Below are 19,040 nucleotides of genomic sequence, written 5' to 3'. Positions count from 1 at the left end.
GCCACAATGAACCTGAACCCGCCCACAACCAAGGACCGAAGATGACCCGCGTGATCGCCGGCGCAGCCGGCGGACGTCGCCTGGCCGTACCCCCAGGCACCGGCACCCGCCCCACCTCCGACCGCGCACGCGAAGGCCTCTTCTCCACCTGGCAGTCCCTCCTCGGCGGCCACCTGGAAGGCGAACGCGTCCTCGACCTCTACGCGGGATCAGGAGCCGTGGGCCTGGAAGCCCTCTCCCGTGGCGCGGGCCACACCCTCCTCGTCGAAGCCGACGCCCGAGCGACCCGCACGGTCCGCGAGAACGTGAAGTCCCTGGGTCTCCCCGGCGCCGAGGTCAGATCAGGTAAAGCGGAACAGATCATCCGTACGCCGAACCCCGGCGATCCCTACGACCTCGTCTTCCTCGACCCCCCGTACGCCGTCACGGACGACGATCTTCGCGAGATCCTGCTCACACTCCGCACCGAGGGCTGGCTCGCGGAAGAAGCCCTCGTCACCGTGGAGCGCAGCACCAGAGGCGGTGAATTCCGGTGGCCCGAGGGTTTCGAACCCCTCCGGGCCCGTCGCTACGGCGAGGGAACGTTTTGGTACGGTCGCGCCGCCTCTACGTGCGAAGACGCACGATGACCGGACCGGAGAGCGAGGGAACACAAGTGCGCCGCGCCGTCTGTCCCGGGTCGTTCGACCCGATCACCAACGGACACCTCGACATCATCTCCCGCGCCTCCAGGCTGTACGACGAGGTCTATGTCGCGGTGATGATCAACCAGGCCAAGAAGGGCCTGTTCGAGATCGAGGAGCGGATCGACCTGATCCGCCGGGTCACCGCCGAGTACGGGAACGTCCGCGTGGAGGCCTTCCACGGCCTGCTCGTCGACTTCTGCAAGCAGCGCGACATCCCCGCCATCGTCAAGGGCCTGCGCGCGGTCAGCGACTTCGACTACGAGCTGCAGATGGCCCAGATGAACAACGGCCTCTCGGGAGTGGAGACCCTCTTCATCCCCACCAACCCCACCTACAGCTTCCTGTCGTCCTCCCTGGTCAAGGAGGTCGCGACGTGGGGCGGCGACGTCTCCCACCTGGTGCCGCCGATCGTTCTCGACGTCCTCAACGAGCGTCTGCGCAAGGACTGATGGGGCGGCTGATGGCACTACAGTCGACCCGTCCGTCTCCAACGCATCTGTAGAGAGTGGCGAGCACACGGTGGACGTGCAGAAGAAGCTCGACGAGATCGTCTCCGCGGTCTCCGGCGCCCGGTCCATGCCCATGTCGGCCTCGTGCGTGGTCAACCGCGCCGAACTGCTCTCGCTGCTGGAAGAGGTGCGCGCGGCGCTGCCCGACTCGCTCGCCCAGGCCCAGGAGCTGATCGGCGGCCGCGAGCAGATGGTCGAGCACGCCCGCCAGGAGGCCGAGCGCATCATCGGGCAGGCGCACGCCGAGCGCGGCTCCCTGATCTCCGACACCGAGGTCGCCCGCCGTTCCCAGGCCGAGGCCGACCGGATCCTCGCCGAGGCCCGCCAGGAGGCCGAGGAGGTCCGCGCCGAGGCCGACGACTACGTCGACTCCAAGCTCGCCAACTTCGAGGTCGTCCTCACCAAGACCCTCGGCTCCGTCGGCCGCGGCCGCGAGAAGCTGCTCGGTACCGGCCCCGGCGTCGACGAGCAGGGCTACGAGGACGAGGACGCCCCCGAGCGCAGCCAGGACCCGGAGACCCTGCGCCGTACCGCCGACGAGTACGTCCACGCCAAGCTGGGCTCCTTCGAGGCGGTCCTCGCCAAGACCCTGGAGGCCGTCGGCCGCGGCCGGCAGAAGCTGCACGGCCGTATCGCCAGCGACGACCTGGGCGCCCTCGCCGACGACCTCAGCACGGTCCAGCACTCCAGCGACGCCGACTACCTCGCCGACCTGGCCGCCCTCGGGGAGCAGAAGCCCCCGGCCGGGCAGCCCGCCCAGCAGCCCGACTACGGACCGCCGCAGCCGGCCTACACCCCCGCCGTCGCCTACGATCCGGCGACCGGTGCCCCCGTCCAGCAGCAGCCCGACCCCTACGGCGGCTACCCGCAGCAGCCCTACGCCGCCCAGCAGGACCCGTACGGCTACCAGCACGCCGATCCCTACGCCTACCAGGGCTACGACCCCCAGCAGGCCGCGTACGACCCGAACCAGGTCCAGCAGGCCCAGCAGGCGCAACAAGCCCAGCAGGGCCGGCAGGGATACGCCCTCGACGAGACCAGCCTCTTCGACACCGGCATGATCACCGCCGAGCAGATCCGGGCCTACGAGCAGGGTCGCGGCAACGGCTGAGCACCGGATTGGGCCGACAGCGAAAGGTCCAGTATCCTGGCTCTTCGGTCGCGAGTACGTCCGCGATCCACGCTGCCCGGAACACCGATGGGCGGCAACCCTCTCAGCTCGCAAGATCGAAAGCAGGAATGGCTCTGAACGCCCGCCTCGACCACCGCAACCCCCTCGTGTTCGATACGCACGAGCTGGGCCGGCGGCCCGGTGCGCTGCAGCGCCTGACCCGCACGGTCGACGCTCCCAAGGACTTCGGTATCAAGGGAGTCATCGGAGTGCCGGAAGGCGCCCCGGTGGAGCTCGAACTCCGCCTGGAGTCGGTCATGGAAGGGGTGCTTGTCACAGGCACCGCCCGTGCCGGGGCCGAGGGGGAGTGCGTAAGGTGTCTGGAGCCGCTTCAGCTCGACGTCGAAGCGGAATTCCAGGAGATGTTCTCGTACCCTGACGCCGACGACCGGGGCCGCGTGATCGCGGAACCGGGCGACGACGCCGAGGACGACGAGGACAGGCTCTTCCTCGAGGACGGCTTGTTCGACCTCGAGTCCGTGCTGCGTGATGCGGTGGTGCTCGCACTGCCGATGCAGCCGGTGTGCCAGGAAGACTGCCCTGGTCTGTGCGCCGAGTGCGGTGCGCGACTGGCGGACGACCCGGACCACCACCACGACGCCGTCGACATCCGTTGGGCGGCTTTGCAGGGACTCGCCGGCACCATGAAGGACGGCGAGAAGGACGAGATGAGCGGCGCCGAACCGGGCGTCGACGAGAAGCAGGAGAAGTAGCCGTGGCTGTTCCGAAGCGGAAGATGTCGCGCAGCAACACGCGCCACCGCCGGTCGCAGTGGAAGGCTGCGGTCCCCACCCTGGTTGCGTGCGAGCGCTGCCACGAGCCCAAGCAGCAGCACATCGCGTGCCCGTCTTGCGGCACCTACAACAAGCGCCAGGTCCTCGAGGTCTGAGCGGCTGGTGAGAGGCACTGTGTCCACGCCGAAGAAAAACTCTGCGGACAACCAGGCCTCGTCCCACACGCTGTTGGAAGGGCGGCTCGGGTACAAACTCGAGTCCGCCCTTCTGGTGCGTGCGCTGACCCACCGTTCCTACGCGTACGAGAACGGCGGTCTGCCGACCAACGAGCGCCTGGAGTTCCTCGGGGACTCCGTCCTCGGCCTCGTGGTCACGGACACGCTGTACCGAACCCACCCCGACCTGCCCGAAGGCCAGCTGGCCAAGCTGCGGGCCGCGGTGGTCAACTCGCGTGCGCTGGCGGAGGTGGGCCGTGGGCTCGACCTGGGCTCCTTCATCCGGCTCGGCCGGGGTGAAGAGGGCACGGGCGGCCGGGACAAGGCGTCCATCCTCGCCGACACCCTTGAAGCGGTGATCGGTGCGGTCTATCTCGACCAGGGACTGGAGTCCGCGGCGGAGCTCGTGCACCGTCTGTTCGACCCCCTGATCGAGAAGTCCTCGAACCTCGGAGCCGGCCTGGACTGGAAGACCAGTCTCCAGGAGCTCACCGCGACCGAGGGGCTCGGCGTACCCGAGTACCTGGTCACGGAGACCGGCCCGGACCACGAGAAGACCTTCACTGCTGCCGCCCGCGTCGGAGGCGTCTCGTACGGCACCGGCACCGGCCGCAGCAAGAAGGAGGCGGAACAGCAGGCCGCGGAATCCGCGTGGCGGGCCATCAAGGCCGCAGCGGACGAGCGCGCCAAGGAGGCGGCGGCCCGACAGGCCGCCACCGACGAGAGCACCGGCCCCGAGCCGGCGTCCGCCTGACCGAACAGAAACAAGCGCACCCGAGCGCCCGCCCCTGCCCGGGGCGGGCGCTCGGCTCGTACACCGGGGGAGCCCATGCCCGAGTTGCCCGAGGTCGAGGTCGTACGGCGCGGCCTGGAGCGGTGGGTCGCCCACCGGACCGTCGCCGAGGTCGAGGTGCTGCACCCGCGCGCGGTGCGCCGCCACCTCGCGGGCGGCGACGACTTCGCGGACCGTCTGAAGGGCCATCGCATCGGCACGCCCAGCCGCCGGGGCAAATACCTGTGGCTGCCCCTGGAGGACACGGACCAGTCGATCCTGGCCCACCTCGGTATGAGCGGCCAGCTGCTGGTGCAGCCGCACACGGCTCCCGACGAGAAGCACCTGCGCATCCGCGCCCGCTTCACCGACGCCCTGGACACCGAACTCCGCTTCGTCGACCAGCGCACCTTCGGCGGTCTGTCGCTGCACGACAACACCCCCGAGGGCCTGCCCGACGTCATCGCGCACATCGCCCGCGACCCGCTCGACCCGCTCTTCGACGAAGAGGCCTTCCACGGCGCGCTGCGCCGCAAGCGGTCCACGATCAAACGGGCCCTGCTCGACCAGTCGCTGATCAGCGGCGTCGGCAACATCTACGCCGACGAGGCCCTGTGGCGCGCCCGCGTCCACTATGAGCGCCCGACCGCGACCTTCACCCGTCCGCGCACGCTGTCGCTCCTGGGCCATGTGCGGGACGTGATGAACTCCGCCCTCGCGGTGGGCGGCACCAGCTTCGACAGCCTTTACGTCAACGTCAACGGCGAGTCGGGCTACTTCGACCGGTCCCTCGACGCGTACGGCCGCGAGGGCCTGCCCTGCCGGCGCTGCGGCACGCCGATGCGCCGGCGGCCCTGGATGAACCGGTCGAGCTACTACTGCCCGAAGTGCCAGCGACCGCCGCGGATCACGCCCTAGCGGAGTCGTACCGCTCGCGCGCGGCCAGGACGTCGTCCATGCTGCCCTCCACGAAGTGGATCAGGGCGAGCAGGCGCTCGGCCACTCCGCGTCCCAGGGGCGTCAGTTCGTAGTCCACCCGGGGCGGATTGGTCGGCTGGGCCTCGCGGTGGACCAGGCCGTCGCGCTCCAGCGCGTGCAGCGTCTGGGACAGCATCTTCTCGCTCACACCGTCGACCCGGCGGCGCAGCTCGTTGAAGCGCAGCGACCCCTCGTACAGAGCGGTCAGCGCGAGCCCGCCCCAGCGGCCCGTGACGTGCTCGAGCGTGCCACGCGAAGGACAGGCCCTGGCGAACACGTTGTACGGAAGGTCGTCCAGCGCCTCCGTGAACTCCTGGGTGGTGGTCATCCCCCCAGCGTACGCCAGCACAGCGCTGGCCAACAGATTGCGCTAACTGCTGGTTAGTGTCCAGGCGGTCTAGTAGCCGAAGAAGTGAAGGGCCGGGCCTCTGACCTGCGCCCATGTGTTCGATCAACGCTGCGACCTGCCATTTAGCTGTTGGCGGTTGTCAGCGTTGGTCGTCGTTGAGCGCCCCCGCACGGCCCAGAGACGGCCCGGCCGTGGCTGCACCCTCCACCTCACTCCCACCCCCTCCACCTCACTCCCTCCTCCCCTCACCCCCACCAGCGGAAGGCCAACAACGCTGAGAGGTCGGCTCCGAGACTTTGGGCTGGAGCTGCCATGGGGCGAGTGATCATGGCCCCGTAAGCTTCCGGCGAGTCGGGCAGTCTGTGGACCTGCCCGTTAAAGCACGACGTTGGGGCCATGATCTTCGAGGCTCGCCCCATGGTGGCTGCCTAAAGTCTCGGAGCCGACCGGCCCCCGCTGGCCCATGCCGCGACGGGGCTCGACTCATGGCTCCCGGCCCTATCCACCAGTGGGCGCGCGTCGGCGCAGCGCGGGCGGAGCGGGCCGAAGGCAGGAGCGGCGCCCGGAGCGGAGCCGGGAAGCGCGCCCGGCGGAGCGGAGCGCAGCCGGGGCTTGATGAGGTAGAGAAACCTGTAACTGGCGCCTGGGGCTGGCTCGATGGCCTTGGGGCTCCGGGCTACGGGCGGGCCTGCTCAGATTGCAGAGTCTTCAGAACAGACTCAGGGTCGCCGCTATAGACGATGTGAGGTTCGCCGGGCTCTGGGGCCACGAAACGCGTGCGGTAGCGGAGCAGGTCGCTTTCGGCGAAATAGATCGAGTTCGGATCGTCCTCGTGCCGGGCATTGCGCTTGCTCACGCGGGACCACAGCTCTTCGTGGCTGGCCTCTAGGTAAACCACCACCGAGATCGCGCCACCTTCGGTAGCAACCGATCGCCAGTGAGCACGGTCTTCCGGCGTCCAAAAGCCATGGTCCACCACCACATCGCGCCCGGCCTGGAGCTGCTCACGGAGCTGTACCGAGATCTCTTCGAGGATCGGCCGCTCAAGGGTCGGGAACGTCCCTCGCGGGAAATCGACCCCGTACACCCCATGTCGGCGGAACATCTCTTCGTCCGGGCACAGTCGGACGAAACCACGGGCTGTCAGCGCACGGGCCAGAGTTGTTTTCCCTGAGCCGGGAAGGCCTGCCATGAGGACGCAGAACGGTTGGCGGGTGCTGTTGGCGGCTGTCACTGGGTGACTTCCGATTCCGTCTGCCACGTACGGCCGGGGCCGCCGAGGTCAACGCCGTACTCCACGACCGTGCCTTCGCTGTCTACGAACCTCGCCGTCATCACGACGACCGGCTTCGACGGTGACTTCGTGGGGTCCAGCTCCAAGAGCCTCGCATCCTCCGGAGTCAGCAGCCGAGCAGACGCGGTGTCGAACCGATGCGTGATCGGTCGGCCGGTGGCCTGTGCGATGAGTTGCAACGACGTTCCGCCGGTCAGTCGCTTACTGCTCGTGAGCTGAGGAATCAGCTCTCCATATCGGACAGGGATCCACGACGTTGAGTGCGCGATGATGCCGTGCCGGTCGCGGTAAACCCGGCTTCGACGGATCACGTTCGAGCCGGGCTTGAGGTCCAGTGCCTGCGCTACGTCTGCGGGCGCCGGCACAACCGAGGCCTGATGCGAGTCAGACCGTTCACCGGTTCCCCAACTGGAGCCGGTCCGGCGTCCTCGGTCCTGACGCTGGGCCCCTGACGACATGGGCGCGGGCCGATCCAGTACCTCGGTCCCGATCCCGTGAATCCCCCGAACAAGGCCCTCGTCGCGCAGCTTCCGCAATGCCTTCTCGGCAGTCGCGGTACTGACGCTCCACTCCTGCGACAGGTTTTTGATGCTCGGGAGAAGCGAGCCCGGCGGTAGCTCGCCGGACGTGATCAGTTCCGTGTAGTGGGCGGCAATCTGCGCGTAGGGCGCGCGATTGTCGGCCTGGTCTGCCATGGGTCGGCTCCCCTGTCTCAGTTGGCTGCATCCCTAGCATACCCCTTGACACCCTAGGGTGCCCTAGGGAACCTTAGGGATGTACCCGCCAGGGTGCACGAGTGAGGTCCGGCACTAACTACGCCTGCCCAGGGGCGGCGCTCAACCGCCAAGAAGAACCGCCGCCCCTGGCTCCCTCGAAGGGAAGTTCCATCATGCCCGCAACTCTGGTTGCCGAGCACGTCAACCCGATCGCTTCGTCTGTGCCTGCGGTTTCGATCGAAGACCTGTCGAACGGTGAGCGGGCCGTGGCGCTGTACGCCTCGGACCTGCCGGACGGCTACCGCTACAAGCGTGGGGACGACGCGCAGCTCGTCTCCTGGATCATCCAGGGCGCCAAGCGCATGGGCCTGGACCGGCTCCGCCGTACCGCTGCTCTCGCCGCCGGATTCCATCTCTCTCGTCAGGCGAAGCGGGTCACGGCCGAACAGACGCGGGCTCATGCGGAGCGTTTCCCGAAGGTGAGGCGCGACCGGCGAACGGGGGAGCTGGCAGCACTCGTCACCCTGTACGCCCCCGTGAGCGACGAGGCTCGGGAGCGGGGTCTTCAGTACCTGATGGACGGCCCGTGCCCCGAGTGCGGCGACACCCGTCAGGTGTGGCGGTCGTGGTGCGTGGACGTGAACGCGGACTGGTACGAGGAGGGCTACGGCCCGTGCTTCCTGTGCGGGGGTGCTGCGTGACGGTCTTCCCCGTCGCCCCGGAGGCCGTGGCTGGTGCTGCGGCCTCCATGGGTACCGACCCGATCACCCTGGCCGATCTGCTGCGGGTGGCGAACGCGCCGGGCTTCGACCGCTGGCAAGAGCAGATCCGCCGCACGGGTGGCTGCGCGCACCCGATCCGCCTCATGGGCCAGACCGTCACCCGCGACGCCAAGACCGGTGACGTCCTGTACTCCTACAGCACCGAGCAGGAGCCGGGCGGCATGCTCCGGGTCGCCTGCGGTAACCGCCGGGCCTCCGAGTGCCCGGCCTGCGCCTGGACCTACGCAGGCGACACGTACCACCTGATCCGTGCAGGGATCACTGGCGATGCGAACAAGGGCGTCTCCCCGGTCGTGCGGGATCACCCGAGGGTCTTCGCCACGCTCACCGCGCCCTCGTTCGGCCCGGTGCACAACCGGCCGGAGTCCGGCCGCTGCCGGTGCGGGAGCTCCCACACCGACGACGACCCCGCGCTCGGTACGGCACTGGCTCCGGGCCGGTACGACTACGCCGGGGCGGTGCTGTGGAACAACCATGCCGGGGACCTGTGGCGCCGGTTCACGATCTACCTGCGCAGGGAGATCGCCGCCCGTGCGGGCCTGACCCAGGCGGCCATGAAGGAGGTGTGCCGGGTCTCCTTCGGCAAGGTCGCCGAGTTCCAGAAGCGCGGCGCCGTGCACTTCCACGCCGTGGTGCGCCTCGACGGCCCCGACGGGCCGGACACCTCCCCGCCCGCGTGGGCCACGGTCGGCCTCCTGGACGATGCGATCAAGGCGGCCTCCGCTCGGGTCTCCGTGCCGGTGCCCGCTTCCGGTGACTTCCCGGCTCGGGTGCTGCGGTGGGGCTCGCAGGTCGACGTGCAGCCGATCGGCGCCCTGGGGCGCGAGGAGCTGACCGAACAGGCGGTGGCCTCCTACGTGGCCAAGTACGCCACCAAGGCGGCCGAGACCACCGGCACCGTTGACCGCCGCATCGGGGAGCTGGCCGAACTCGACAAGCTGTCCCTGCCCGCTCACACCCGGCGCTTGATCGATGCGTGCTGGGACCTGGATGACGCCTACCCGGAACGGATGCTGGCGCGCTGGGCTCACATGCTCGGCTTCCGGGGTCACTTCTCCACCAAGTCCCGCCAGTACTCCACCACCCTCAGCGCCCTGCGCCAGGTGCGCGCCGACTACCGCGCCCGCCAGGAACGCCGCGAACGCGGGCTCTCCGAGAACCTCGACGACTCGGAGGGCTCCACGCTCGTGCTCGCCCACTGGACCTACGCCGGACAAGGCCACACCCCGGGTGAGTCCTGGCTGGCCTCCTCGATCGCAAAGGACATCCGCCTGAACCGCGACACGGCACGCGAAGCACTCGCTGACCTGCACGACATGGACGACATGGAGGTGTGGGCATGAAGCGCTCGCTGCCCGACCGCTACCTGACCCCGGTCGACCTGGCCGACCTCCTCGGCGTCCCCGTCGAGACCGTCTACCAGTGGCGCCGCAAGCACACCGGACCGCGCGGCTTCCGGGTCGGCCGGCACCTTCGCTTCGACCCCGAAGACGTCCGCGTCTGGGTCGCGTCCCAGATGGAAGAGGCGGCCTGATGGCCGGACACGTCCAGGACCGCTGGTACAAGGTCGAGACCGACGCCGACGGCAAGACCGTCAAGGCCAAGACCGACCGCTTCGGCGTGGGCCTGCGCTACCGCGCCCGGTACGTCGGCCCCGACGGCTCCGAGAAGTCCAAGAGCTTCCCGGACAAGCAGAAGCGCAGGGCGGAACAGTGGCTCGCCAACATCGAGGCGGACATGTCGCGCGGCGACTACGTTGACCCGAACTCGGGCAAGGTCACGTTCGAGCAGTACGCCACTGAGTGGATGGCAACGCAGATCACGGACCCGCTGACGCGTGAGTCGGTCGAGAGTCGGCTACGGCTCCACGCGATCCCGTACCTGGGCACCCGGCCGATGAGCTCGTTCACGCCCTCGCATCTGCGCCTCTGGCTGCGGACTCTGGAAGACCGTGGGCTCTCGGCTGGCTACCGGCGTGGAATCTTCGCCCACGTCTCGACGGTGTTCACCGCCGCAGTAGAAGACCGGATCATCCGCGTGAATCCGTGCAGCGCGCGGTCGGTGAAGGCTCCTCGGCTTGAGCCACGCAAGGTCAAGCCCTGGTCGGTCGGCAACGTCACGGCAGTTCGCGACGCCTTGCCGGACCGCTATCAGGCCCTGGTGAACGTGGCGGCTGGCCTCGGCCTGCGGCAGGGAGAGACCTTCGGCCTGGCGGTGGAAGACGTGGACTTCCTCGGTGGTGTCGTGCACGTGGTGCGACAGGTCAAGCTGCTGCAACGCCACCGTGCGGTGTTCGCCCCACCGAAGAGCGGACGTGAGCGTGATGTTCCTCTGCCGGAGTCCGTCGCCTTCGCGTTGGCCAGTCACCTGAAGCGTCACCCGGCAACGAGGATCACCTTGCCGTGGAAGACCCTCGACGGCCCGCCTGTCACGGCTTCGCTGATCTTCACCGGTTCTGAGGGCTTGGCGCTGAATCGCAACCGCTTCAACGATCGCGTGTGGCGGCCAGCGCTCCGGACTGCCCACGTCGACGTTGACCGCAGCAACGGCATGCACGCTCTCCGGCACTTCTACGCGTCGGTGCTCCTGGACGCGGGGGAGAGCATCAAGGCTCTCAGTGAGTACCTGGGTCACCATGACCCCGGTTTCACCCTGCGCACGTACACGCACCTGATGCCGTCGAGCGAAACACGGACCCGGGCCGCCGTTGATCGCGTCTTCGAAGATGGGGAGTCATCGAGTGACGGCCCCGAGACGGCCCCAGGAGTCTCCTAGGCCTCTGACCTGCGCCTATCTCAGTAGCCGAAGTTCTGGGTCCACCACGGGCCGCCCGACCCGAGCTCGACACCGACGCCCAGCGTCTTGAAGTCGCAGTTCAGTATGTTGGCGCGGTGGCCGGGGCTGTTCATCCAGGCGTCCATCACGGCCGCGGCGTCCGCCTGGCCGCGGGCTATGTTCTCCCCGCCGAGGTTGGATATCCCGGCGGCCTCGGCCCGGTCCCACGGCGTCTTGCCGTCGGGGTCGGTGTGGTCGAAGAAGCCCCGGGCGCGCATGTCCTCGCTGTAGCTCTGCGCCAGGTCGGTCAGCGCGCTGTTCGCGGCGAGCGGGCTGCAGCCCACCTTGGACCGCTCCTCGTTCACCAGCTTGAGCACCTGGGCCGCGGCGGCGGACTCCTCGGAGAGGGCGGCGGGGGCGCTGGGCTTCTCGGGCGCCTCCTGCGCTGCCGTACGGGAGGGCGAGCTCTCCGGCTTCCTGCTGGGGGTCGCGGCCGGCTTCTTCTTCTCCGGCGTCTTCTCCTGCGTCTTCTCCGGCTTCTCGGGCGTCTTGGTCGGCGCGGCCGACGACGTCGAGGCGGACGGCGACGGCGACAGGGAGCGCTCGGCGTCCCGGCTCGTGGGCGTGCCGCCCCGGCCGTCGGCGCTGCCGGAGGTGCCGCCCTGCTCGCTCGGGGTGTTGGTCGGCGTGTCCGCGGCCTGCACCTTGTCGGCGCCGCCGTCGCCACCGAGCTTGTAGTTCTCCAGGCCGGGGACCGCGCCCGTGGCCACCGCGACCGTACCGATGGCGACCGCGGCGGACACGCCGAGCAGGCCCGTGCGCATCGGCCGTGCGGCCTTCTTCCGGCGGCGGTGCGAGCCCGCGCGCCGGGAGCCGCCCTCGGGGGTGAAGCCATCGCTCGCGAAGACGGCCGTCTCGGCGGTCCGCTGGCGCGGGATGGCGGCATACCCGTCACCCGCCGCTGCGGCCTCCGTCTCGAACAGGTAGGCCTCGCTCCGGGCGTAGGTGTCGGCGTAGGCCTCCGGGTTCAGATAGGGCGCTATGCCCATGGTCGGGCCGTCGTCCGTGCCGTGCAGCGGATCGTGGCCCTCCGTGGTGCCGTCGGCCTGCATGATCCCCGTGGCGCTGCCCGCGGCGGCGCGGCCGGCGTCGGAGCGACGGTGGCGTCCCATGTTCTGGCCTTCCTCGTCCTGGCGGTCGACTCGTCCTCGAGATCAACACCAAACTCACTCGATGGTGTGAGTTTCATATGAGATTCGTTGGGTGGGGACGGTACCGCATGGCGCAAGTGGAGGAAGTGACCCCGAGGGAGATTGGGCGGTTAGGTTGCAGTCATGAGCGAGGATGTGCGATTGGTCGCCTGGGTGCGTGGACGCGTCCAAGGTGTGGGTTTCCGCTGGTTCACGCGGGCCAAGGCCCTGGAGATCGGCGGCCTGAGTGGTTTTGCTCTCAATTTGGGCGACGGCCGGGTCCAAGTGGTCGCGGAGGGCGCGCGAGAGGGTTGTGAAGGCTTGCTGGAGTGGCTCGAGAGTGACGACACGCCCGGCCGTGTGGACGGTGTCACCGAGATCTGGGACACACCTCGCGGCGGCTACGACGGCTTCGCCATTCGCTGATCCCGAGCCGGAGGGTGAGCTTCAGGGGCGCCCTGCGACGGGCCGCCGACGGCCGCCCCGGACGGAAAGTGGCTGGTGATTGCCAAGAATCGCTTGCCTTGGCAGGCTCCGCACGCAAGGATGATCGACACGCCCCGAGGGCCCCGCAGAAGCCGCAGTGCCGCCGTATCAGGCCGCGCGCGCCCGGTCGGCCCCCAATACGGGGCGTGATCGTGTTGACCGTCAAACTTTTTGGTGAGACGCTGAAAGCCCCGCGCACCTTAGCTGTTTGGCATGGCTGAACGGCGGAACAACTCCAGGCCGTACCAAGCATCGCGGGTGCGAATCCCTCACGACCCACACCGCATCGGTCGGTCACGCATTGTGGAGGACCATCCATCATGGCAAAGGCGCTTCTCGGTTACGTCGGCGGCTCCGACCCTCGACTCCTCGCCGAGATGCGACGGCTCCAGCAGCGCGTCCAGGACCTGGAATCCGAGCTCGGACGGATCCAGGCCGAGAACGAGGCGCTGACGGCTGCCGCTTCTCACGACAGGATCATGGAGAGCGTTGACGCACACCAGGCGGAGCCTGCGCTCACCTGATCACTGCATCGCTCCACAACAGCACAGCAGTGGTTGGGCCGCCCGTCATAACCGCTAAGTTGTCAGAAGTGCAAGGGACGCCGTCGGCGTCCCTTCTTTCTTTCCCCCGCATCCTTTCACCGTCTTTAACGTGTGGTGTGCCCTGCGCGTTCAGCGGCGAAACCGTGGGTTCATGGAGTGAGACGAACCCGGGCGGTAGAGTCCGGCGGCGTGCACCTCAAGGCCCTGACCCTCCGCGGGTTCAAGTCGTTCGCCTCGGCGACCACCCTCCGGTTCGAGCCGGGGATCACGTGCGTCGTAGGGCCGAACGGCTCGGGCAAGTCCAATGTCGTGGACGCGCTGAGCTGGGTCATGGGCGAGCAGGGCGCCAAATCGCTGCGCGGCGGCAAGATGGAGGACGTCATCTTCGCCGGCACCACCGGCCGTCCCCCGCTGGGCCGCGCCGAGGTGTCGCTGACCATCGACAACTCCGACGGGGCCCTGCCCATCGAGTACGCCGAGGTCACCATCACGCGGATCATGTTCCGCAACGGCGGCAGCGAGTACCAGATCAACGGCGACACCTGCCGCCTCCTCGACATCCAGGAGCTCCTCTCCGACTCCGGCATCGGCCGCGAGATGCACGTCATCGTCGGGCAGGGCCAGCTGGACGGCGTGCTGCACGCCGACCCCATGGGCCGCCGCGCCTTCATCGAGGAGGCCGCCGGCGTCCTCAAGCACCGCAAGCGCAAGGAGAAGGCGCTGCGCAAGCTGGACGCGATGCAGGCCAACCTCGCGCGCGTGCAGGACCTCACCGACGAACTCCGGCGCCAGCTCAAGCCCCTCGGCCGCCAGGCCGCCGTCGCCCGCCGCGCCGCCGTCATCCAGGCCGACCTGCGCGACGCCCGCCTGCGGCTCCTGGCCGACGACCTCGTACGGCTGAAGGAAGCCCTCAACGCCGAGGTCGCCGACGAGGCCGCGCTGAAGGGACGCAAGGAGGCCGCCGAGCAGGAACTGCGCAAGGCGCTCCAGCGCGAGGCACTCCTGGAGGACGAGGTACGGCAGCTCACGCCGCGCCTCCAGCGCGCCCAGCAGACCTGGTACGAGCTCTCCCAGCTCGCCGAGCGGGTGCGCGGCACGATCTCGCTGGCCGATGCCCGCGTGAAGAGCGCCACCTCCGCGCCCCCCGAGGAGCGGCGCGGCCGCGACCCCGAGGACATGGAGCGCGAGGCCGCCCGCATCCGGGAGCAGGAGGCCGAGCTGGAGGCGGCCCTGGAGGCGGCCGAACGCGCTCTGGAGGACACGGTCGCCCACCGCGCCGAACTGGAGCGCGCGCTGACCGAGGAGGAGCGGCGCCTGAAGGACGCCGCCCGCGCCATCGCCGACCGGCGCGAGGGACTCGCCCGGCTCAGCGGCCAGGTCAATGCGGCCCGCTCGCGCGCGGCCTCCGCCCAGGCCGAGATCGAACGCCTGGCCGCCGCCCGCGACGAGGCCCAGGAGCGGGCCGTCGCCGCCCAGGAGGAGTACGAGGCGCTCAAGGCCGAGGTCGACGGCCTCGACGCCGGCGACGCCGAACTCGCCGAACAGCACGAGGCCGCCAAGCAGCGACTCGCCGACGCCGAGTCCGCCCTCACTGCAGCCCGCGAGGCGGCCACGGCGGCGGAACGCAAGCGCGCCGCGACCCAGGCCCGCCACGAGGCCTTGGCCATGGGCCTGCGCCGCAAGGACGGCACCGGAGCGCTGCTGGATGCGAAGGACCGCCTGACGGGGTTGCTGGGCCCCGCTGCCGAACTGCTGACGGTGACGCCGGGGTACGAAGTACCGCTCGCGGCCGCGTTCGGCGGTGCAGCCGACGCTCTGGCGGTGACGTCCCCGTCCGCCGCGGCCGACGCGATCCGTTTGCTGCGCAAGCAGGATGCGGGCCGGGCGGCACTACTTTTGGCGGGTGCGCTGGAGACGCCCCATAGGGGCGCGGGGCTGTGTTCGACATGCGGCTGCCGCCGCGTGGGCGCGAACAGCCACGACGTACCCGCAGACGCAGGACGAACTTTCGCTGCCGACCTGGTCCGCGGCCCCACCGACCTCATGCCCGCCGTAAGACGACTCCTCCACGGCATCGTCGTGGTCGACACCCTCGAAGACGCCGAAGACCTCGTCTACACCCACCCCGACCTCACCGCCGTCACCGCCGAAGGCGACCTCCTCGGCGCGCACTTCGCCCACGGCGGCTCCGCCGGCGCCCCCAGCCTCCTCGAAGTACAGGCCTCCGTCGACGAGGCCGCCGCCGAGCTGGAAGAGCTGGCGGTGCGCTGCGAGGAGCTGACCGATGCCCAGCAGGAGGCCGTCGAACGGCGCAAGGAGTGCGCCGCTCTCGTCGAGGACGTGGGGGAGCGGCGCCGGGCCGCCGACCGGGAGAAGTCGTCCGTCGCCCAGCAGCTCGGCCGGCTCGCCGGGCAGGCCCGGGGCGCGGCGGGGGAGGCCGAGCGGTCCACGGCCGCCGCCGCCCGGGCGCAGCAAGCCCTCGACAAGGCACTCACCGAGGTGGAGGAACTCGCCGAGCGACTCGCCGTCGCCGAGGAGATGCCGATCGAGGAGGAGCCCGACACCTCGGCACGGGACCGGCTCGCCGCCGACGGTGCCAACGCCCGCCAGACCGAGATGGAGGCCCGTCTCCAGGCCCGTACGCACGAGGAGCGGGTCAAGGGTCTGGCCGGACGGGCCGAGTCGCTCGACCGGGCCGCCCGCGCGGAACGCGAGGCACGCGCGCGTGCGGAGCAGCGGCGGGCCCGGCTGCGGCACGAGGCCGCCGTCGCCGAGGCCGTCGGCTCGGGCGCACGGCAGCTGCTCGCGCACGTCGAGGTCTCCCTGGCCCGCGCCGACGAGGAGCGCACCGCCGCCGAGGCCGCCAAGGCCCGCCGCGAACAGGAACTCGCCCGCGCCCGCACCGAGGGACGCGATCTCAAGGCCGAACTCGACAAGTTGACGGATTCGGTCCACCGAGGCGAGGTACTCGGCGCCGAGAAGCGGCTGCGGATCGAGCAGCTGGAGACGAAGGCGCTGGAGGAGCTGGGTGTCGAACCGGCCGGACTGGTGGCGGAGTACGGACCGCACCAGTTCGTGCCGCCCTCGCCCCCCGCCGAGGGCGAGGAGCTGCCGGAGGACCCGGAGCACCCGCGCAACCGGCCCAGGCCGTTCGTCCGGTCCGAGCAGGAGAAGCGTCTGAAGTCGGCCGAGCGTGCCTACCAGCAGCTCGGCAAGGTGAACCCGCTCGCCCTCGAGGAGTTCGCGGCACTGGAGGAACGCCACCAGTTCCTCAGCGAGCAGCTCGAGGACCTGAAGAAGACGCGGGCGGACCTCCTCCAGGTGGTGAAGGAGGTCGACGAGCGCGTCGAGCAGGTCTTCACCGAGGCCTACCGGGACACGGCCCGGGAGTTCGAGGGCGTCTTCAGCCGGCTGTTCCCCGGTGGGGACGGACGGCTGATCCTGACCGACCCCGACAACATGCTCACCACGGGCGTGGACGTCGAGGCCCGGCCGCCGGGCAAGAAGGTCAAGCGGCTGTCACTGCTCTCGGGCGGGGAGCGGTCGCTGACCGCCGTGGCGCTGCTCGTGTCGATCTTCAAGGCGCGGCCCAGCCCGTTCTACGTCATGGACGAGGTCGAGGCCGCCCTCGACGACACCAACCTGCAGCGGCTCATCCGGATCATGCAGGAGCTGCAGGAGGCCTCGCAGCTGATCGTGATCACCCATCAGAAGCGCACGATGGAGGTCGCCGACGCGCTGTACGGCGTCTCCATGCAGGGCGACGGTGTGTCGAAGGTCATCAGCCAGCGTCTGCGCTAGATGGATGCCGTATACATCCTTCTCACCTGCGACGCTTGATGGCTTCAATTCTTGAACACATCGCCCCCACACTCCTGACGCAGATTCACGTCTCCCGACCTATTGACTTCGAAACTTGAAGGCATAGTCTCGGCAACGTTCCTTTTACCTTCAGGTACCTTCAGGTGGCACCTCGAAGGGCTGATCCCCTCCGGCAGCGTTGCCGGTGGCCCGAGGAGTACACGTGACCAGCACAGCGCAGGCACCCAAGTCCGGAGCCAGGACGGCTCACCCCGAGCATCTCGGGCACGTCATCTTCATCGCGGCGGCGGCCGCGATGGGCGGTTTCCTCTTCGGCTACGACAGTTCCGTGATCAACGGTGCCGTCGAAGCCATCCGAGGCCGCTACGACATCGGCTCCGCAGCCCTCGCCCAGGTCATCGCCGTCGCCCTCATCGGCTGCGCCATCGGCGCCGCGACCGCCGGCCGGATAGCCGACCGCATCGGCCGCATCCGGTGCATGCAGATCGCCGCGGCCCTCTTCACCGTCAGCGCCGTCGGCTCGGCGCTCCCCTTCGCCCTGTGGGACCTCGCCTTCTGGCGCGTCGTCGGCGGCTTCGCCATCGGCATGGCCTCCGTGATCGGCCCGGCCTACATCGCCGAGGTCGCACCGCCCGCCTACCGAGGCCGGCTCGGCTCCTTCCAGCAGGCCGCTATCGTCATCGGCATCGCCGTGTCGCAGCTGGTCAACTGGGGTCTGCTGAACGCCGCCGACGGCGATCAGCGCGGCAAGCTGATGGGCCTGGAGGCCTGGCAGGTCATGCTCGGCGTCATGGTCATTCCGGCCGTCCTGTACGGCCTGCTCTCCTTCGCCATCCCCGAGTCCCCGCGCTTCCTGATCTCCGTCGGCAAGCACGAGCGTGCCCGCGAAATCCTCGCCGAGGTCGAGGGCAAGGACATCGACCTGGACGCCCGCGTCGCCGAGATCGAGCACGCGATGACCAGCGAGCACAAGTCCAGCTTCAAGGACCTGCTCGGCGGGAGCTTCTTCTTCAAGCCGATCGTCTGGATCGGTATCGGCCTGTCGGTCTTCCAGCAGTTCGTCGGCATCAACGTCGCGTTCTACTACTCCTCGACGCTGTGGCAGTCGGTCGGCGTCGACCCGGCGGACTCGTTCTTCTACTCCTTCACCACGTCGATCATCAACATCGTCGGCACCGTCATCGCGATGATCTTCGTCGACCGCATCGGCCGCAAGCCGCTCGCGATCATCGGCTCGGTCGGCATGGTCGTCGGCCTGGCGCTGGAGGCCTGGGCGTTCTCCCACCCCCTGGTCGACGGCACGCTGCCGGCCGCGCAGGGCTGGATCGCCCTGATCGCCGCGCACGTCTTCGTCCTCTTCTTCGCCCTGTCCTGGGGTGTGGTCGTCTGGGTCATGCTCGGCGAGATGTTCCCCAACCGGATCCGTGCCGCCGCCCTGGGTGTGGCCGCCGCCGCACAGTGGATCGCCAACTGGGCGATCACCGCGAGCTTCCCGTCGCTGGCCGAGTGGAACCTCTCCCTGACGTACGTGATCTACACGGCCTTCGCGGCGCTCTCCATCCCCTTCATCCTGAAGTTCGTCAGCGAGACGAAGGGCAAGGCCCTGGAGGAGATGGGCTGAGCCCGCCCCGCACTCGGGGAGAAGGGCCAAAGTCCCCGCTGCCCCTCTCCCCGTAACCCGCCGTCGCCCCGGTTCGGCCACTGCCCGAGCCGGGGCGACGGTCTGTCGTGTCACAGATGACGCCGCCCGCGGTCACCCGGGCGGTGTGCGGGCGGCCACTTCCAGGTTCCGCAGCCGCCTCACCAGCCCCTCGCGGTGCTCCGCGAGCCCTGGCGGCGCTGCGTCCTCCCGGTGATCGCGTCGGGGTGGTCCCGCAGCAGCGCCATCTCGCCCAGGAACTCCGCGACGCTCTCGGCCCCGACCTCCAGCTCGCCGCCGACCGGCACGGGAAGGAACCGGGCGCCCAGCGCGCGCACCGCCTCCCACCGTCAGTGGATCACCGAGGGCGAAGGTGG

At 69.4% G+C, this 19,040-nt stretch carries 20 protein-coding genes; 15 read left to right on the top strand and 5 right to left on the bottom strand.

The window, feature by feature from the left end; translation table 11 throughout:
- Positions 1–41 precede the first annotated feature (41 nt).
- From rsmD to mutM, 7 genes are all read left to right on the top strand, one after another.
- Positions 42–629 (top strand): 16S rRNA (guanine(966)-N(2))-methyltransferase RsmD, encoded by a 588-nt coding sequence (gene rsmD / locus ACFT4A_RS17585; RefSeq protein WP_382830983.1) that lies wholly within the window; start codon positions 42–44, stop codon positions 627–629.
- Between the two features lie 26 nt (positions 630–655).
- On the top strand, positions 656–1,135 hold the full coding sequence (gene coaD, locus ACFT4A_RS17580) for a pantetheine-phosphate adenylyltransferase (RefSeq protein ID WP_382831087.1): 480 nt from the start codon (positions 656–658) through the stop codon (positions 1,133–1,135).
- Positions 1,136–1,205: 70 nt separating this feature from the next.
- Positions 1,206–2,306 carry a cell division initiation protein gene (locus ACFT4A_RS17575; protein ID WP_382830980.1) on the top strand — a complete coding sequence of 367 codons (1,101 nt, stop codon included), beginning with the start codon at positions 1,206–1,208 and terminating at the stop codon, positions 2,304–2,306.
- Positions 2,307–2,434: 128 nt separating this feature from the next.
- A complete protein-coding gene (locus ACFT4A_RS17570; protein ID WP_382830977.1) occupies positions 2,435–3,079 on the top strand; it encodes a YceD family protein in 645 nt (214 codons plus the stop codon).
- Between the two features lie 2 nt (positions 3,080–3,081).
- Entirely contained in the window at positions 3,082–3,255 is a 174-nt protein-coding gene (gene rpmF / locus ACFT4A_RS17565) for a 50S ribosomal protein L32 (protein WP_003951102.1), read from the top strand.
- Between the two features lie 19 nt (positions 3,256–3,274).
- Complete coding sequence (rnc, locus tag ACFT4A_RS17560) at positions 3,275–4,069, top strand: ribonuclease III (RefSeq protein ID WP_382831084.1); 795 nt, start codon at positions 3,275–3,277, stop codon at positions 4,067–4,069.
- 75 nt (positions 4,070–4,144) lie between these two features.
- Positions 4,145–5,005: a bifunctional DNA-formamidopyrimidine glycosylase/DNA-(apurinic or apyrimidinic site) lyase gene (gene mutM / locus ACFT4A_RS17555; protein WP_382830974.1), complete on the top strand. Its 861-nt coding sequence runs from the start codon at positions 4,145–4,147 to the stop codon at positions 5,003–5,005.
- Here mutM and ACFT4A_RS17550 read toward each other — a convergent pair.
- The 3 genes from ACFT4A_RS17550 to ACFT4A_RS17540 all read right to left on the bottom strand — a co-directional run bounded on the left by ACFT4A_RS17550 (position 4,995) and on the right by ACFT4A_RS17540 (position 7,403).
- On the bottom strand, positions 4,995–5,393 hold the full coding sequence (locus ACFT4A_RS17550) for a winged helix-turn-helix transcriptional regulator (protein WP_382830971.1): 399 nt from the start codon (positions 5,391–5,393) through the stop codon (positions 4,995–4,997). The genes mutM and ACFT4A_RS17550 overlap by 11 nt on opposite strands.
- 697 nt (positions 5,394–6,090) lie before the next feature.
- Positions 6,091–6,648 carry an AAA family ATPase gene (locus ACFT4A_RS17545; RefSeq protein WP_382830968.1) on the bottom strand — a complete coding sequence of 186 codons (558 nt, stop codon included), beginning with the start codon at positions 6,646–6,648 and terminating at the stop codon, positions 6,091–6,093.
- Positions 6,645–7,403 (bottom strand): GntR family transcriptional regulator, encoded by a 759-nt coding sequence (locus ACFT4A_RS17540; protein WP_382830965.1) that lies wholly within the window; start codon positions 7,401–7,403, stop codon positions 6,645–6,647. Before ACFT4A_RS17540 ends, ACFT4A_RS17545 begins: the two co-directional genes overlap by 4 nt.
- A gap of 194 nt (positions 7,404–7,597) precedes the next feature.
- Between ACFT4A_RS17540 and ACFT4A_RS17535 the strand changes: the two genes are divergently transcribed.
- Genes ACFT4A_RS17535 through ACFT4A_RS17520 form a run of 4 tightly spaced genes read left to right on the top strand, consistent with a single transcriptional unit; the run spans position 7,598 to position 10,981 of the window.
- A complete protein-coding gene (locus ACFT4A_RS17535) occupies positions 7,598–8,125 on the top strand; it encodes a hypothetical protein (RefSeq protein WP_382830963.1) in 528 nt (175 codons plus the stop codon).
- Positions 8,126–8,172: 47 nt separating this feature from the next.
- Positions 8,173–9,549 (top strand): replication initiator protein RepSA, encoded by a 1,377-nt coding sequence (gene repSA, locus ACFT4A_RS17530; protein ID WP_382830960.1) that lies wholly within the window; start codon positions 8,173–8,175, stop codon positions 9,547–9,549.
- Positions 9,546–9,740: a helix-turn-helix transcriptional regulator gene (locus ACFT4A_RS17525; RefSeq protein WP_382830957.1), complete on the top strand. Its 195-nt coding sequence runs from the start codon at positions 9,546–9,548 to the stop codon at positions 9,738–9,740. Before repSA ends, ACFT4A_RS17525 begins: the two co-directional genes overlap by 4 nt.
- Complete coding sequence (locus ACFT4A_RS17520; protein ID WP_382830954.1) at positions 9,740–10,981, top strand: tyrosine-type recombinase/integrase; 1,242 nt, start codon at positions 9,740–9,742, stop codon at positions 10,979–10,981. The genes ACFT4A_RS17525 and ACFT4A_RS17520 overlap by 1 nt, the downstream gene beginning before the upstream one ends.
- Before the next feature lie 20 nt (positions 10,982–11,001).
- On the opposite strand, the gene ACFT4A_RS17515 is transcribed toward ACFT4A_RS17520, so the two are convergent.
- Positions 11,002–12,153, bottom strand: a complete 1,152-nt coding sequence (locus tag ACFT4A_RS17515; protein WP_382830952.1) for a CAP domain-containing protein — start codon at positions 12,151–12,153, stop codon at positions 11,002–11,004.
- 162 nt (positions 12,154–12,315) lie between these two features.
- On the opposite strand from ACFT4A_RS17515, the gene ACFT4A_RS17510 reads away from it, so the two are divergent.
- The 4 genes from ACFT4A_RS17510 to ACFT4A_RS17495 all read left to right on the top strand — a co-directional run bounded on the left by ACFT4A_RS17510 (position 12,316) and on the right by ACFT4A_RS17495 (position 18,645).
- Positions 12,316–12,597 (top strand): acylphosphatase, encoded by a 282-nt coding sequence (locus ACFT4A_RS17510; protein ID WP_328343793.1) that lies wholly within the window; start codon positions 12,316–12,318, stop codon positions 12,595–12,597.
- Positions 12,598–12,977: 380 nt separating this feature from the next.
- Positions 12,978–13,181, top strand: coding sequence for a hypothetical protein (locus ACFT4A_RS17505; protein WP_030852030.1), 204 nt, complete (start codon positions 12,978–12,980; stop codon positions 13,179–13,181).
- A gap of 210 nt (positions 13,182–13,391) precedes the next feature.
- Positions 13,392–17,003, top strand: coding sequence for a chromosome segregation protein SMC (smc, locus tag ACFT4A_RS17500; RefSeq protein ID WP_382830948.1), 3,612 nt, complete (start codon positions 13,392–13,394; stop codon positions 17,001–17,003).
- 223 nt (positions 17,004–17,226) lie between these two features.
- The gene (locus tag ACFT4A_RS17495) at positions 17,227–18,645 is read left to right on the top strand and encodes a sugar porter family MFS transporter (protein ID WP_382830945.1); all 1,419 of its coding nucleotides are present in this window, start codon (positions 17,227–17,229) and stop codon (positions 18,643–18,645) included.
- A gap of 179 nt (positions 18,646–18,824) precedes the next feature.
- On the opposite strand, the gene ACFT4A_RS17490 is transcribed toward ACFT4A_RS17495, so the two are convergent.
- On the bottom strand, positions 18,825–19,001 hold the full coding sequence (locus ACFT4A_RS17490) for a hypothetical protein (protein WP_382830942.1): 177 nt from the start codon (positions 18,999–19,001) through the stop codon (positions 18,825–18,827).
- Positions 19,002–19,040 lie beyond the last annotated feature (39 nt).

Source organism: Streptomyces sp. NPDC057099 (genome assembly GCF_042671245.1).
GTDB classification, from domain to species: domain Bacteria; phylum Actinomycetota; class Actinomycetes; order Streptomycetales; family Streptomycetaceae; genus Streptomyces; species Streptomyces purpurascens.
This window is presented reverse-complemented; position numbering and strand designations above follow the sequence as displayed.

Bases quoted from the DNA above. Each gene is read 5' to 3' on its own strand.
- ACFT4A_RS17535 (WP_382830963.1), top strand. From the start codon at position 7,598: ATGCCCGCAACTCTGGTTGCCGAGCACGTCAACCCGATCGCTTCGTCT.
- ACFT4A_RS17510 (WP_328343793.1), top strand. From the start codon at position 12,316: ATGAGCGAGGATGTGCGATTGGTCGCCTGGGTGCGTGGACGCGTCCAA.
- ACFT4A_RS17570 (WP_382830977.1), top strand. From the start codon at position 2,435: ATGGCTCTGAACGCCCGCCTCGACCACCGCAACCCCCTCGTGTTCGAT.
- ACFT4A_RS17540 (WP_382830965.1), bottom strand. From the start codon at position 7,403: ATGGCAGACCAGGCCGACAATCGCGCGCCCTACGCGCAGATTGCCGCC.
- ACFT4A_RS17520 (WP_382830954.1), top strand. From the start codon at position 9,740: ATGGCCGGACACGTCCAGGACCGCTGGTACAAGGTCGAGACCGACGCC.
- ACFT4A_RS17550 (WP_382830971.1), bottom strand. From the start codon at position 5,393: ATGACCACCACCCAGGAGTTCACGGAGGCGCTGGACGACCTTCCGTAC.
- ACFT4A_RS17525 (WP_382830957.1), top strand. From the start codon at position 9,546: ATGAAGCGCTCGCTGCCCGACCGCTACCTGACCCCGGTCGACCTGGCC.
- rsmD (WP_382830983.1), top strand. From the start codon at position 42: ATGACCCGCGTGATCGCCGGCGCAGCCGGCGGACGTCGCCTGGCCGTA.
- ACFT4A_RS17515 (WP_382830952.1), bottom strand. From the start codon at position 12,153: ATGGGACGCCACCGTCGCTCCGACGCCGGCCGCGCCGCCGCGGGCAGC.
- mutM (WP_382830974.1), top strand. From the start codon at position 4,145: ATGCCCGAGTTGCCCGAGGTCGAGGTCGTACGGCGCGGCCTGGAGCGG.
- ACFT4A_RS17505 (WP_030852030.1), top strand. From the start codon at position 12,978: ATGGCAAAGGCGCTTCTCGGTTACGTCGGCGGCTCCGACCCTCGACTC.
- repSA (WP_382830960.1), top strand. From the start codon at position 8,173: ATGGGTACCGACCCGATCACCCTGGCCGATCTGCTGCGGGTGGCGAAC.